The sequence below is a fragment of the Lysobacter soli genome (assembly GCF_003382285.1).
Taxonomy (GTDB): Bacteria; Pseudomonadota; Gammaproteobacteria; order Xanthomonadales; family Xanthomonadaceae; genus Lysobacter_J; species Lysobacter_J soli.
Genome location: NZ_QTJR01000004.1, coordinates 281010 through 295089 on the forward strand (window position 1 = coordinate 281010; position 14080 = coordinate 295089).

A 14080-nucleotide genomic window follows, 5' to 3' on the forward strand; every position below is an offset into this window, starting at 1 on the left:
CTGTCCGCGGCCGCTCCAAGCCGCTTCCCGTGCTCACTCCGCCACCACGCAAGCGGGCGCAAGCTCGCCTCAGCTTCGGTGGAGAGCTGATCATGCGTACCCCATTCACGTTGGCCACGGCGCTTGCCCTGGTCGCGCTGTCGTGTGCCGGCTGCAGCACGAACGCGCGCAGCGATGCGCAGGCGAGCGCGCCGCTTCCGGCGCCGGTGAACGAAAAGGCCCTGGCCGACAAGGCGCTGGAGACCTTCCTCGCGTCGCGCAGCATCCGCGAGGTCCCGGCCCGCACCGACGCGATGGCCGACCTCGACGGCGACGGCAAGAAGGATCTGCTGATGCTCCTCGACGACCAGAACTGGTGCCAGGCCGACGGCTGCACGCTGCTGGTCTTCCACGGCGGGAAGGACGGTTACAAGCTCGTCGGCCAGTCGGTGTCGGTGCGCGCCCCGATCGCCATCGGCGCGCGGACGAGCCGCGGCTGGCACGACCTGCTGGTGAATGTCGGCAGCGGCGATGAAGCCGGCACGGTCGCGCTGGAGTTCGACGGAACGGCGTATCCGGCCGATCCGACGATGGCCGCGCTGCTCGACCCGACGCGCCTGCCGTCGTCCACGCCGCTCATCGATGCGGAGTTGTCGCCGAGGATTGCGGCGCAGTAAGCAGCGCCTTTCGCTGCCGCGCAGCGCTTCACCGCATTGCGAGTTCCGGCGCAGCCACTTCGTTGCCCCTCACCCCAACCCCTCTCCCGATGGGAGAGGGGCTTCGGGTTTCAAGCGACTCAGCGCGCCATCGCGTCCTGCTTCACCACCACGCCGCCCTTCATCACGAACGGCACGCGCTCCAGCAGCGTCACGTCCTGCGTCGGGTCGCCGGCGACGGCGATGAGGTCGGCCCAGCGGTTGGCTTCGACCACGCCGACGTCTTCTCGGCCCAGCGCCTGCGAAGCGTTCACCGTCGCGGACTGGATCGCCTGCAGCGGCGTCATGCCATAGCGCACCATCACCGCGAACTGCTTCGCGTTGTCGCCGTGCGGATAGATACCGGCGTCGGTGCCGAAGACCATCTTCGCGCCGGCCGCATGCGCGCGCTTGAAGTTCTCGCGCTGGATGTCGGCGACCTCGCGATCCTTGCGCAGGTTGTCCTCGAGCACGCCGTTCTTCTTGCCTTCGGCCTGCGTGTAGTCGGTGTTGTAGATGTCCATCGACAGCCAGGCGCCGTGCTGTTTCGCCAGGCGGATGCCTTCGTCGTCGATCAGGCTCGCGTGCTCGATCGTGTCCACGCCGGCGCGGATCGCGTCCTTGATGCCCGCCGTGCCGTGCGCATGCGCGGCGACCTTCAACCCCCACTGGTGCGCTTCGTCGGCGACGGCCTTCATCTCGGCGTAGCTCATCTGCTGCTGGCCGGGCTCGGTGTTGCGCGAGAACACGCCGCCGGTCGCGCAGATCTTGATCACCTGCGCGCCGTACTTGCGCAGCTCGCGCACGCGCTGGCGCGCCTCTTCGGGCGAATCGGCGTTGTACGGGCTCTTCTGGTTCATCGACGGCGGGAAGAAGGTCGAATCGCAATGCCCGCCGGTGGCGCCGAACGAGTACGCCGCCGTGACGATGCGCGGCCCGGTGATCTTCCCTTCGTCGATCGCCTGGCGCAGGCCGACGTCGTTCCAGGCGTCCGAGCCGACGTTGCGAATCGTCGTGAATCCGGCCAGCAAGGTGCGCTGCGCGTTGCCGACGGAGATCATCGACCAGAAGCGGTCGTTGAACTGCAGGCCCGTGTAGCCGCCGTAGGTGGGATCGGCGTCCAGGTGCGTGTGCATGTCGATCAGGCCCGGCATCAGCGTCATGCCCGGCAGGTCGATCACGCGCGCGTTCGGCGGCAATGCGGCGCCGGCACGCGCGACCTCCACGATGCGGCCGTCGCGCACGCGAACCTGCGGCCGGTCGATCATGCGGCCGCTGCGCACGTCGAGCAGGCGATCGGCGGTGACGACGACCTCGCCCGCCTGGGCGCCCGGTTCGATGAGTTGCGGTGCCTGCGCGAATGCGCCGGAGGTGGCGGCGACGAGGCCGGCGGACAACGACATCAGGGCGGAGCGGAAGCGGTTGCGCGTCATTCGGCGGTCTCGTGTTTCGAAGTTCGGATCAGGGTTGCGGCCGGAACTCCATCACCGGCGCCGGCTGCAGCAGCGGCATCAGCCAGTGGTCCAGCAACAGGAAGGCGAACAGCGCCATCAAATACACGATGGAATAGTTGAAGACCTTCATCGCGTACATCTCGTCCGGCGGGTTCATCAGGCGCCATGCGTAACCCAGGAACACCACGCCCAGCACGAGCGCGCCGCCGAGGTAGAACAGCCCGCTCATGCCCGCGGCCCACGGCAGGATCGTCACCACGACCAGCAGCACCGTGTAGAACAGGATCTGCCAGCGCGTGTATTCCACGCCGTGCGTGACGGGGAGCATCGGCACCATCGCGCGCGCGTAGTCGGCGCGGCGGAAGATCGCCAGCGCCCAGAAATGCGGCGGCGTCCAGACGAAGATGATCAGCACCAGCAGCAGCGCGTGCGGCCAGTCCCATTCGCCGGTCATGCCGGTGATCGCGGCCCAGCCCAGCAGCGGCGGCGCGGCACCCGCGATCCCGCCGATGACGATGTTCTGCGGCGTCGCGCGCTTGAGGTACACGGTGTAGATCACCGCGTAGCCGATAAGCGAGGCGAAGGTGAGGATCGCGGTGATGGTGTTCACCCACACCACCAGAATGACCATGGACAGCGCGGCGAGGATCAGCGCGAACACCAGCGCCTGAGTCGGCGTGATCTGTCCTGCGACGATCGGGCGCCACGAGGTGCGTGCCATCTTCGCGTCGATGCGCGAGTCCAGCAGCTGGTTGATTGCCGCCGCACTCGACGCCGCGAGCCAGATGCCGAGGAAGCCCAGCACCGATTCGCGCAGCGGCGGCAGGCCCGGCACCGCGAGGAACATGCCCACCAGCGCGGTGAACACGATCAGCGCGACCACGCGCGGCTTGGTGAGGTCCCAGTATTGCTTGGCGGTGGCCTTCGGCATGGCGGCGGACATCACGGCTCCGGCTGGCGCAGGCGCGCCAGCAGCGACACCAGCACGAACAGCAGCAGCACCGCACCGGCGTTGTGCATCACCGCGACCGACAGCGGCAGGCCGAGCTTCACGTTCGCGATGCCGAGGCCGATCTGCGCGAACAGCAGCAAGCCCAGCAGCGTCGCCCAGCCGCGCATGCCCGGCGTGCGGATCAGGCGCACCGCGAGCCACAGCAGGTAGACGAACACGACCATCGCCATCATGCGGTGCGCGAGCTGGATCGCGATGCGCGCCTCGCCGTCGAGGATGCCGCCCTCGTAATCCACGCCGATGCCGCGCCACAGGACGAACGCTTCTCGGAAGTCGTGCCGCGGCCACCACTGGCCGACGCAGGTCGGGAAATCGTTGCCGCACGCGAGCGCGGCGTAGTTGGCGCTGGTCCAGCCGCCGAGCGCGATCTGCACGCCGAGCAACACGACGCCGGCGATCACCAGACGGCGCACGAGCTGCGCTTCGGCCAGGCGCATCGGGATGTGCGTCGCGCGCCAGGCCATCCACAGGATCAGCGAGAACGTCAGCAGGCCGCCGAGCAGATGGCCCATCACGACGATGGGCTTGAGCAGCCACGTCACCGTCCACATGCCCAGCAGCGCCTGGAAGATGATCACCGCGAGCGTGATCGACGCCACGCGCGCGAGGTCGACGTTGCTCCAGCGCAGCGCGGCGAACAGCAGGATCGCTTCGCCCGCGATGGCGAGCACGGAGGCGGCGACGTGCTCGCCGTGCATGTACAGCGGGATGCCGATGCCGACCAGCACCGACGCGGCGATCACCTGCACCACGCCGTACTTGCGACGGCGCGCGGCGAGCAGCGCCAGGCCGAGCACGAGCACGCCGAGCATGCCGGCGATCATGCGGTGGAACTGCTCGCGCCACGCCTTGTGCACTTCGACCGGACGGATCGCGGTGGCGGCGTGGTCGACGACCTGATGCGCCGTGGTCGGCCACGCCGCGCGGCCGTAGCAGGTCGGCCAGTCGGGGCAGCTGAGGCCGGCGTTGGACAAGCGCACGAACGCGCCGAACACGATCACGCCGAACGCGAGCGCGACGGCCAGCCAAGCGAGGCGATGGAAATGTCGGTAAACCGCGGGGCGCGAGCCGGCCCGGGCTTCGGTGGGCATGGTCATGCTGCTCATCAGAACCTGTCGTTGTTCCTTCGTCGCGTGCCGGTCACTTCAGCTTGACCAGCCGGGCGACGTCCGTGCGCAGGCCGGACGGATCGAAGCCGGGAGCGTAGCGCAGAATCACGAAGCCGTAGGGGTCGATCACGTAGGCCGGAACGCCGCGGCCGCTGGCGCTCACGCTCGCGTTGGTGGCCGCGACGGTCGTGTCGTCCACGCGCGGCAGGCCGGCGCGGAGCTGGGCGTCGGGTGCGAGCAGCTTCAGCGTGGACGGCTGCGGGACGCCGGCAGGCCAGGCGCAGGCGTCGGTCGGGCACAGCCACAGCACGTGCACGTCGTCCGCGTCCTTGCCGAACAGCTGCCAGACGGTCTCGATCTCGCGCGCCAGCGTGGCGCATTCGGTGCCGCAATCGGCCGGCGGCGCGACCACGATGCGCCATGTGCGCTCGCTCGCCTTCCACGCGTAATCGCCGCCCGACAGCAGGCGCGGCGTCAGCGCGCGCACGTCGCCGGGAGGATCGAGCAGTTCGCCGACGTTCTTCGTGCCGGACGGGCGCCAGCCGGAGAAGCGCAGCGCGCCGGCGATCAGCATGCTGCCGAAGAACATCGCGAACAGCAGCAGCAACAGCGTGCGATTGCGGTTGCGATTGCGGATGTCGTTCGGGGTCGTGTCGTCGCTCATGCGAACTCCTTATGGCCGACGGCGCTTGCGGAAAGTGAGGACCAGCGCCGTCGCGAGCACCGCGGCGGCGAGCGCGAACCACTGCAGCGCGTAGCCGCGATGCTGGTCCGGCGGAAGCGTGTTGGGCAGCAGCTCCAGGTCGCGCTCGTAGCCGATGCGCAGCGCGGGATCCAGACGCAGCACGCGGGGCGCGAGCGGCACGGAGAGGCCGGTTTCGCTGGCGATGGCGGCGAGGTCGACGCGCGTCATCAGCCACGCATCGCCCTGCTTCACCAGCGCCGGGCCGAGCGCGAGGCCGGTCGACGGCGGCGGCACGAGCAGCCCGCGCAGTTCGATCGTGCCGTCGAGGTTCGGCACCTGCGGCAACTTGCGATCGCCCGACAGCGGCAGCCAACCGAGGTCGACCAGCATCGGCATGCCCTGCGCCGGCACGAAGATGCGGTAGACGCGGACGCCGGCGCGGCCGTTGCGCTGCTGGTTGTCGAGCAGCAGGGCATCGCGCGCGTCGAACGTGCCGCTTCCGACGGCCCAGTCGTAGTCGCGCGCACGGATGGGGTCGCTGGCGAGCGACAGCGGACGCGGCGTGCGATCGGCCATCACCGCGGCGGCGGCATCGAGCATCGCCTGCTTCTCGACGGCGCGGCGCGACTGCCACAGGCCAAGGTTGGCGAACAGCGCGATCGCCACCAGCGCCGCGCTCCAGCCGACGACGAGCGTACGCGTGCGGCTCACGACTTCCCCGCCGCGCGGCGCCATAATGGCCGGCACGCCCCAGCCGGGGGCGCGCTCGAGGCCGCCATGAACGATTCGCTCAAGACACTGCTGATCATCGCCTTCCTGATCGTCATCCTGTGGAACCTGGGCGCGGGCCTCTACTACATGCTCGTGGACAAGGGCGAGAGCAAGCGTACGGTGAACGCGCTCACCCGTCGCATCGCGCTGTCCGTCGCGCTGATCCTGCTGGTCGTGCTCGCCAACTACATGGGCTGGATCAAGTTCCACGGCGGGCCGTGACGCGCCGGGATTCGTGATTCGGGATTCATGATTAGAGATTAGGGATTCGCAAAAGCAAAAAGGGCGACGGCAATGCCGTCGCCTTTTGCGTTGGAGATCCGGGCTGTCGTTCTTGCGAATCCCGAATCCCGAATCTCCAATCCCTGCTTACAGCACGTACACGAACAGGAACAGGCCGAGCCAGACCACGTCGACGAAGTGCCAGTACCAGGCGACCGCTTCGAACGCGAAGTGGTTGTCCTTGGTGAAGTGGCCCTTCAGGCAGCGGAACCAGATCACCGCCAGCATGATCGTGCCGAGCGTGACGTGCGCGCCGTGGAAACCGGTGAGCATGAAGAAGGTCGAGCCGTAGATGCCCGAACCCAGCGTCAGGTTCAGCTCGGTGTAGGCGTGGATGTACTCCTCCGCCTGGAAGTACAGGAACAGCGCGCCCAGCAGCACGGTCAGGCCGAGGAAGACCAGCAGCTGCTTGCGGTGACCGGCCTTCAGCGCGTGGTGCGCGACGGTGACGGTGATGCCCGAGGTGAGCAGGATCATCGTGTTGAGCAGCGGCAGGCCCCACGCCGGGATCGTCTGGTACACGCCGCCGACATCGCCCGGCCCGTTGCTCGGCCACGCAGCCGAGAAGCCCGGCCAAAGCAGCGAGTTGGTCATCACGCCGTCGCCTTCGCCGCCGAGCCACGGCATCGCGTACTGGCGGGCGTAGAACAGCGCGCCGAAGAAGGCGCCGAAGAACATCACTTCCGAGAAGATGAACCAGATCATCCCCATGCGGAACGAGGTGTCGACCTGCTTGTTGTAGTTGCCGCGCACCGACTCGCGCACGACGTCGCTGAACCAGCCGAACAGCACGCCGATCATCAGCGCGATGCCGACGAAGAACATCGTCTTGCCCCAGCTGACCTCGTTGAACCAGCTGGCGATGCCGAGCATGGTGGCGAACAGCGCGATCGATCCGAGGAACGGCCAACGGCTGCTATGCGGCACGAAGTAGGTGTTGGCGTCCGGCGAGTGGGATTGGGCCATGTCGGCGTTCCAGTCAGTGATGCGATTGCAAGGAAAGGGTCACGGTGCCGACAGCGGGACGGGCGCGGCCTGTGCCGTTCCCTGCGCCTGCGCGGTGAGCGTGTCGTTCTTGAAGAAGGTATACGACAGGGTGATGGTCTTCACGTCGGCCGGCAGGTTCGGATCGACGATGAAACGCACCGGCATGTCGCGCACTTCACCGGCCTTGAGCGTCTGGGCGGTGAAGCAGAAGCATTCGGTCTTGCTGAAGTAGCCCGACGCGCGCGCCGGGGCCACCGACGGAACGGCGCTGCCGACGACGGTGCGCTCGGAGGTGTTGCGCGCGTGGTACGTGGTTTCGTACAGCTCGCCCGGCACGACCTGCATCGTGACCTGGTTCGGCGAGAAGTCCCACGGCAGCTTCGAATTGACGCCGCCGTCGAACTGCACGGTGATCACGCGCTTCGCGGCGGCGGTCGCGTCCTGGACGCCTTCCGACGCGGTGCGTTCCAGACGGATGCCGAACACCTTCTCGCACGCGATGCGGTACAGCGGCACCAGCGCGAAGGTCAGTGCGAACGCGCCGATCGCGACGACGACCATCTTCGCAAGGCCTGCGCTCTTGCGCGCCGGCGCTGCCGGTGCGGTTTCGTGCTGCACGCCGTTCACTTGCCCACCGTGTTCATCGCGATGAACACCACGTACACCGCCACCGCGATCGCCGCCACCCACAACGCCGTGCGACGCGCGGCCTTGCGGCGCGCTGCGATTTCGTCGGGGTTGTGGGCGGGCTGGTTCATGGTCGGTGCCTGTACGTGTCGGAGCGGAGGATCCGGCGTTCGGCCGAACACCTCCGCACCTTCAACGCATCAATGCGTAATGTCGCCGTGTGCGAGATCGCCATCCTTGATGACCGGCGGCGTCGAGAACGTGTGGTGCGGCGCCGGGCTCGGCACGGTCCACTCCAGGCCACGCGCGGTCGGCCAGGCGCGGGCTTCTGCCTTGACGCCCACGGCCTTCGAGCGCCACAGGATGAAGGCCATCATGAACGGCGTGACGAACATGCCGAACGCGCCGATCGAGCTGACCAGGTTCCAGTCCGCGAACACGACGTTGTAGTCCGGGATGCGGCGCGGCATGCCGGCCAGGCCCAGGAAGTGCTGCGGGAAGAACAGCAGGTTGACGAAGATCATCGTCCACCAGAAGTGGAACTTCGCCGCGCCCTCGCTGTACATGCGGCCGGTCCACTTCGGCCACCAGTAGTACGTGGCGGCGATGATGGAGAACAGCGCGCCGGTCACCAGCACGTAGTGGAAGTGCGCCACCACGAAGTAGGTGTCGTGGTACTGGAAGTCCGCCGGGACGATGGCGAGCATCAGGCCCGAGAAACCACCGATGGTGAACAGGATCACGAACGCGATCGCCCACAGCATCGGCGCCTCGAACGAGATCGAGCCGCGCCACATGGTGGTCACCCAGTTGAACACCTTCACGCCCGTCGGCACGGCGATCAGCATCGTGGCGAACATGAAGTAGATCTCGCCACCGAGCGGCATGCCGACGGTGAACATGTGGTGCGCCCACACGATGAACGAGAGGAACGCGATCGACGCGGTCGCGTACACCATGGCCTGGTAGCCGAACAGCGGCTTGCGGCTGAAGGTCGGGATGATCTCCGACACGACGCCGAACGCCGGCAGGATCATGATGTAGACCTCGGGGTGGCCGAAGAACCAGAAGATGTGCTGGAACATCACCGGGTCGCCGCCGCCGGCCGCGTTGAAGAACGAGGTGGCGAAGAACTTGTCGGTCAGCAGCATCGTCACGGCGCCGGCGAGTACCGGCATCACGGCGATCAGCAGGAACGCGGTGATCAGCCACGTCCAGCAGAAGATCGGCATCTTCAGCAGGTCGATGCCCGGCGCGCGCATGTTCAGCACGGTGGCGATGACGTTGATCGCGCCCATGATCGAGCTGATGCCCATCATGTGGATGGCGAAGATCGCGAAAGCCACGTTGCTGCCGCCCTGCAGCGAGAGCGGCGGATAGAGCGTCCAGCCGCCGGCCGGGGCGCCGCCCGGCAGGAACAGCGTGAGCAGCAGCATCGTGAAGGCGAACGGCAGGATCCAGAAGGACCAGTTGTTCATGCGCGGCAGCGCCATGTCCGGCGCGCCGATCTGCAGCGGGATCATCCAGTTCGCCAGGCCCACGAAGGCCGGCATGACGCCACCGAAGATCATGACCAGCGCGTGCACGGTGGTCATCTGGTTGAAGAACATCGGTTCGACGAACTGCAGGCCCGGCTTCATCAGCTCCGCACGGATCACCACCGACATGCCTGCGCCGATGATGAACATGATGAAGCTGAAGATCAGGTACAGCGTCCCGATGTCCTTGTGGTTGGTCGAGAAGAACCAACGCTCGATGAAGCCCTGCTTGTGGGCGTGGTCATCGTGGTGATGGGTGTCAGCGTGCGTGACGGCCATGGCTACCTCAGGATTCGGGACGATCAGCCGGCGACCGGCGCCTGCTTTTCAGCAGTCGCGGCCGTGGCGTCGGTATTCGGGGCGGTCGCTTCCGGCTGGGCCGGAGCGGCGGGCGTGGCGGCCGGAGCCGGGGCCGGCGCGGGGGCGTTCTTCGCCTTCTGCGCTGCGAGCCACTGCTGGTACTCGGCCTTCGGCACGGCCTTGACCACGATCGGCATGAAGCCGTGGTCCTTGCCGCACAGTTCCGCGCACTGGCCGCGGTAGATGCCCGGCTCCTTGATATCGGTCCAGGCCTCGTTGACGATGCCCGGGATCGCGTCCTGCTTCCAGCCCAGCGCCGGCACCCACCACGCGTGGATGACGTCGTCGGCGGTGATCACGAAGCGGATCTTGGTCTCGGTCGGCAGCACCAGGACGTTGTCGACGTCGAGCAGGTAGTGCGGGTGGTCGGCGTCGCGCGCATCCTTGCCCGACTGGCGGATCTGGTCGCTCTTGCGGTCCAGGCGGCTGGTGAAGCCGACGTTCTCGCCGAGGTAGTCGTACTTCCACATCCACTGGTAGCCGGTGATCTTGACGGTCATCTCGGCGTTGCGGGTGTCGTACATCTTGATCAGCTTGCTGGTGGCGGGGAACGCCATCAGGACCAGAAGCACGACCGGGACCACGGTCCAGATGACTTCCAGCTTGGTGCTGTGGGTGAAGTCCTTGTCCGGCACCGCGCCCTTGGAGTGGCGGAACTTGAACATGGCGTAGGCCATGGCGCCGAACACCAGGATGCCGATGATCACGCACACCCACAGGGCGAACATGTGCGCGCTGTAGGCGTTGGCCGACTGGACGGTCACGCCCTGGCCCATGTTGAGCTGCCACCGCTTGGGATCGGCCGCCTGCGCACTGGCAAGGACCGGCAGCGCCATCGCGGCGATGCCCGCGCCCCACTGCTTGAAACGACCGGCTTTCATCTGTTCGAGCCCCAGAAAGACGCTGAGTTGGATGTACTGGACTGGCTGAGCCGTTCGGCTTGGCTTGCGGGCTCATCCGCGACCGGAGGCAGCGGGCATCACAGCCCAGGAGGGACCCAAGAAAGGGAACCAAAAAACCGCCCCGCGGAACCGCTTAGTTTACCGACCGTGAACGCCACCAACAACCGCAGCCGTCAAAGCTTGCGGAATAGTAGGCAAATTTCGCAATCCCGCCCGATGCGGTAACGAATCTTCCCCCTTGCATCCGCAACCTAGCAGCCCGGGCGCGCAACGCCTCCGGCGACCGGAACGCTCTAGACTATCGGGCTTCCCAAGGCTGTCCCTGGCCCCGATGACCATCCATTCCGCCAACGCCGTCGCCAGCGACGGCCCGCCGGCGCCGCACGCGCTGATCAGCCCCGAACTCCCGCCCCCGCCCGCCGCGCCCCGCGCCGCGATCACCGCCGGCTGGGTTCGCGACGAAGCCAGCCACGTGCGCGCCCTGCTCGACCGCGCCCGCCTGCCCGAAGCCGACCGCATCGCCGCCCAGGCGACCGCCGCGGACCTGGTCCGCCGCGTCCGCGCGCGCGCCAAGGACCAGGGCGCGATCGAGGCCTTCATGCGCCAGTACGACCTGGGCAGCGAGGAAGGCGTGCTGCTGATGTGCGTGGCCGAGGCGCTGCTGCGCATCCCGGACCAGGAGACCGCCGACAAGCTGATCCGCGACAAGCTCGGCGATGCGGACTGGAAGAAGCACATGGGCCAGTCGGACTCGGTGCTGGTCAACGCCTCGACCTGGGGCCTGATGCTGACCGGCCATCTGGTCGACTTGGCCGACGAGACCAAGCGCGACGTGCACGGCGCCTTCAAGCGCCTGCTCGGCCGCGTCGGCGAGCCGGTGATCCGCCTGGCCGTGCGCCAGGCGATGAAGATCATGGGCCACCAGTTCGTCATGGGTCGCACGATCGGCGAGGCGCTCGCCCGATCGCAGAAGAACGGCAACGCCGCCTACCGCTACTCCTTCGACATGCTCGGCGAAGGCGCGCTCACCACGAAGGACGCGCTGCGTTACCTGCAGGCCTATCGCGATGCGATCCACGCGATCGGCAAGAGCGGCGACTTCAATGGCAAGGACGTCTTCGCCGCGCCGTCGATCTCGGTGAAGCTCTCGGCGCTGCATCCGCGCTACGAGCACGCCAAGCGCGCGCGCGTGATGTCGGAACTGGTGCCGCGCGTGCTTGAGCTTGCGCAGATGGCCAGGTCCTACGGCATCGGTTTCACGGTCGATGCGGAGGAAGCCGACCGCCTGGAGCTGTCGCTCGACGTCATCGCCGCCGCGTATTCCGACACCTCGCTCGACGGCTGGGAAGGCTACGGCCTGGCGATCCAGGCGTACCAGAAGCGCGCGCCGGAGGCGATCGACTTCATCGCCGACCTCGCGCGTCGTACCGGCCGCCGCATCCCGGTGCGCCTGGTGAAGGGCGCCTACTGGGACAGCGAGGTCAAGCGCGCGCAGGTCGAAGGCCAGGCCGGCTACCCGGTGTTCACGCGCAAGCCGAACACCGACGTGAGCTACCTCGCCAACGCGCGCCGCATGCTCGAAGCGTCGGATGCCATCTATCCGATGTTCGCCACGCACAACGCGCAGACGATCGCGACGATCCACCAGCGCGCGAAGTCGATGGGGCGCGCGAAGCACTTCGAATTCCAGAAGCTGCACGGCATGGGCGACGACCTGTACGCCGAGGTGATCCCGGCCGATCGCCTGGACGTGCCGTGCCGCGTGTACGCGCCGGTCGGTTCGCACGAGGACCTGCTGCCGTACCTGGTGCGCCGCCTCCTCGAGAACGGCGCCAACTCCAGCTTCGTCAACCGCATCACCGACGAGGACATCGCCATCGATGACCTCGTGCAGGATCCGGTCGCCACCGTCTCCGCATTCGAATCCATCGCGCATCCGCGCATCCCGCAGCCGCTCGATCTGTACCGCAGCTTCGGCATCGACAGGACCAATTCCATGGGCATCAACCTCGCCAACGACGACCAGCTGCGCACGCTCGCCGAGCAGGTCAACGCCGCCGCTCGCAGCGAGTGGCGCGCCACGCCGCTCGTGCCGGGCGCGAACGCCGCCGGCCCCGACATCGCCGTGACCAACCCGGCCGACCGCCGCCAGGTCGTCGGGCAGTGGAAGGCCGCCGACAGCGCCACGGTCGAGAAGGCCGTGCAGAACGCCGTCGCCGCGCACGATGCGTGGAACATGACGCCGGCCGCCAGCCGCGCCGCGATCCTGGAACACGCTGCCGACCTGCTCGAACAGCGCATGCCGCAGTACATCGCGCTGTGCACGCGCGAGGCCGGCAAGTCGATCCCCGATGGCGTGGCCGAAGTGCGCGAAGCCGTCGACTTCCTGCGCTACTACGCCGCGCAGGCGCGCAAGCAGTTCGCGATCGAGCCGCTGCCGGGCCCGACCGGCGAATCCAACACGCTGCAGCTGTCCGGCCGCGGCGTGTTCGTCTGCATCAGCCCGTGGAACTTCCCGCTGGCAATTTTCCTGGGCCAGGTCGCCGCCGCGCTCGCCGCCGGCAACAGCGTGCTCGCCAAGCCCGCCGAGCAGACCAACCTGATCGGCTACTACGCGGTGAAGCTGCTGCACGAAGCCGGCGTGCCGGAAGCGGTGGTGCAGTTCCTGCCGGGCGACGGCGCCACCGTCGGCGCCGCGCTGACGAAGGATCCGCGCATCGCCGGCGTCGCGTTCACCGGTTCGACGGACACCGCGCGCGCGATCAACCGCGCGCTCGCCGCGCGCGACGCCGCCATCGGCGTGCTCATCGCCGAAACCGGCGGCCAGAACGCGCTGATCGCCGACTCGTCGTCGCTGCCGGAACAGGTGGTGAAGGACGCGATCGCCTCGGCGTTCACCTCCGCCGGCCAGCGCTGCTCGGCCGCGCGCGTGCTGTTCGTGCAGGACGACATCGCCGACAAGGTCACCACGATGCTCGCCGGCGCGATGGCCGAGCTGAAGGTCGGCGACCCGGGCCTGCTGTCCACCGACGTCGGCCCGGTGATCGACGAGGACGCGCTGAAGATGCTGCGCGACCACGCCGAGCGCATGGACCGCGAAGCGACCAAGGTCGCCGAGGTCGCGCTCGACGCCGACGCCGCGAACGGCAGCTTCTTCGCCCCGCGCGCGTACACGCTCAAGTCGCTGGACCAGCTGCACAAGGAGATCTTCGGGCCGGTGCTGCACGTGATCCGCTGGAAGGCCGACCAGCTCGACGCGGTGATCGACCAGATCAACGCGACCGGCTACGGCCTGACGCTGGGCATCCATTCGCGCATCGACGAGACCATCGAGAAGATCGCCTCGCGCATCAAGGTCGGTAACTGCTACGTCAACCGCAACCAGATCGGCGCGGTCGTCGGCGTGCAGCCCTTCGGCGGCCAGAACCTGTCGGGCACCGGCCCGAAGGCCGGTGGCCCGCACTACCTGCCGCGCTTCGCGACCGAGAAGACGATCACCGTCAACACGACCGCCGCGGGCGGCAACGCCTCGCTGCTGACGCTGGGCGATTGAGCCTCGCGGGCGCGCCTCTGGCCGCCCGCATCGAAATGCGAAACGGCTCCGGCACACGCCGGGGCCGTTTTTGTTTGTGGGATTGCCCCCCGCGGTTCGGAAAGTTCCGTGTGGCGCTTCCGGCAT

The 14080-nt window shown here is 67.8% G+C and carries 13 protein-coding genes; 3 read left to right on the forward strand and 10 right to left on the reverse strand.

All coding sequences use genetic code 11. The annotated features are described in order from the left end of the window. Positions 1–92: 92 nt before the first annotated feature. On the forward strand, positions 93–656 hold the full coding sequence (locus DX912_RS08450) for a hypothetical protein (RefSeq protein WP_147298601.1): 564 nt from the start codon (positions 93–95) through the stop codon (positions 654–656). A gap of 119 nt (positions 657–775) precedes the next feature. Here the strand turns inward: DX912_RS08450 and DX912_RS08455 are convergent, their stop codons facing one another. From DX912_RS08455 to DX912_RS08475, 5 genes are read right to left on the reverse strand one after another with little or no spacing between them, the layout of a single operon-like run. Continuing rightward, positions 776–2107, reverse strand: a complete 1332-nt coding sequence (locus DX912_RS08455) for a Xaa-Pro dipeptidase (RefSeq protein WP_325050563.1) — start codon at positions 2105–2107, stop codon at positions 776–778. 28 nt (positions 2108–2135) lie between these two features. Next, on the reverse strand, positions 2136–3059 hold the full coding sequence (locus DX912_RS08460; protein ID WP_425477920.1) for a heme o synthase: 924 nt from the start codon (positions 3057–3059) through the stop codon (positions 2136–2138). Positions 3060–3070: 11 nt separating this feature from the next. After that, entirely contained in the window at positions 3071–4231 is a 1161-nt protein-coding gene (locus DX912_RS08465; RefSeq protein WP_115842095.1) for a COX15/CtaA family protein, read from the reverse strand. 49 nt (positions 4232–4280) lie between these two features. Continuing rightward, positions 4281–4913: a hypothetical protein gene (locus DX912_RS08470; protein WP_115842044.1), complete on the reverse strand. Its 633-nt coding sequence runs from the start codon at positions 4911–4913 to the stop codon at positions 4281–4283. Positions 4914–4922: 9 nt separating this feature from the next. Further along, entirely contained in the window at positions 4923–5645 is a 723-nt protein-coding gene (locus DX912_RS08475; protein WP_115842096.1) for an SURF1 family protein, read from the reverse strand. 66 nt (positions 5646–5711) lie between these two features. On the opposite strand from DX912_RS08475, the gene DX912_RS08480 reads away from it, so the two are divergent. Beyond that, entirely contained in the window at positions 5712–5927 is a 216-nt protein-coding gene (locus tag DX912_RS08480) for a twin transmembrane helix small protein (protein ID WP_115842045.1), read from the forward strand. Between the two features lie 147 nt (positions 5928–6074). Here DX912_RS08480 and DX912_RS08485 read toward each other — a convergent pair whose 3' ends face one another. The 5 genes from DX912_RS08485 to coxB all read right to left on the reverse strand — a co-directional run bounded on the left by DX912_RS08485 (position 6075) and on the right by coxB (position 10380). Beyond that, positions 6075–6953: a cytochrome c oxidase subunit 3 gene (locus DX912_RS08485; protein ID WP_115842046.1), complete on the reverse strand. Its 879-nt coding sequence runs from the start codon at positions 6951–6953 to the stop codon at positions 6075–6077. A gap of 39 nt (positions 6954–6992) precedes the next feature. After that, a complete protein-coding gene (locus tag DX912_RS08490; RefSeq protein ID WP_267896510.1) occupies positions 6993–7592 on the reverse strand; it encodes a cytochrome c oxidase assembly protein in 600 nt (199 codons plus the stop codon). Between the two features lie 5 nt (positions 7593–7597). Further along, positions 7598–7732: a hypothetical protein gene (locus tag DX912_RS18695; RefSeq protein WP_267896508.1), complete on the reverse strand. Its 135-nt coding sequence runs from the start codon at positions 7730–7732 to the stop codon at positions 7598–7600. A 69-nt stretch (positions 7733–7801) separates the two neighbouring features. Next, a complete protein-coding gene (gene ctaD / locus DX912_RS08495) occupies positions 7802–9418 on the reverse strand; it encodes a cytochrome c oxidase subunit I (protein ID WP_115842047.1) in 1617 nt (538 codons plus the stop codon). 23 nt (positions 9419–9441) lie between these two features. After that, complete coding sequence (gene coxB / locus DX912_RS08500) at positions 9442–10380, reverse strand: cytochrome c oxidase subunit II (RefSeq protein ID WP_115842048.1); 939 nt, start codon at positions 10378–10380, stop codon at positions 9442–9444. A gap of 352 nt (positions 10381–10732) precedes the next feature. Between coxB and putA the strand changes: the two genes are divergently transcribed. Next, positions 10733–13954, forward strand: a complete 3222-nt coding sequence (gene putA, locus DX912_RS08505; RefSeq protein ID WP_115842049.1) for a bifunctional proline dehydrogenase/L-glutamate gamma-semialdehyde dehydrogenase PutA — start codon at positions 10733–10735, stop codon at positions 13952–13954. The last annotated feature ends 126 nt before the right edge of the window (positions 13955–14080 follow it).

Bases quoted from the DNA above. Each gene is read 5' to 3' on its own strand.
- DX912_RS08450 (WP_147298601.1), top strand. From the start codon at position 93: ATGCGTACCCCATTCACGTTGGCCACGGCGCTTGCCCTGGTCGCGCTG.
- DX912_RS08455 (WP_325050563.1), bottom strand. From the start codon at position 2,107: ATGACGCGCAACCGCTTCCGCTCCGCCCTGATGTCGTTGTCCGCCGGC.
- DX912_RS08485 (WP_115842046.1), bottom strand. From the start codon at position 6,953: ATGGCCCAATCCCACTCGCCGGACGCCAACACCTACTTCGTGCCGCAT.
- putA (WP_115842049.1), top strand. From the start codon at position 10,733: ATGACCATCCATTCCGCCAACGCCGTCGCCAGCGACGGCCCGCCGGCG.
- DX912_RS08470 (WP_115842044.1), bottom strand. From the start codon at position 4,913: ATGAGCGACGACACGACCCCGAACGACATCCGCAATCGCAACCGCAAT.
- DX912_RS08465 (WP_115842095.1), bottom strand. From the start codon at position 4,231: ATGCCCACCGAAGCCCGGGCCGGCTCGCGCCCCGCGGTTTACCGACAT.
- ctaD (WP_115842047.1), bottom strand. From the start codon at position 9,418: ATGGCCGTCACGCACGCTGACACCCATCACCACGATGACCACGCCCAC.
- DX912_RS18695 (WP_267896508.1), bottom strand. From the start codon at position 7,732: ATGAACCAGCCCGCCCACAACCCCGACGAAATCGCAGCGCGCCGCAAG.
- DX912_RS08480 (WP_115842045.1), top strand. From the start codon at position 5,712: ATGAACGATTCGCTCAAGACACTGCTGATCATCGCCTTCCTGATCGTC.
- coxB (WP_115842048.1), bottom strand. From the start codon at position 10,380: ATGAAAGCCGGTCGTTTCAAGCAGTGGGGCGCGGGCATCGCCGCGATG.
- DX912_RS08460 (WP_425477920.1), bottom strand. From the start codon at position 3,059: ATGCCGAAGGCCACCGCCAAGCAATACTGGGACCTCACCAAGCCGCGC.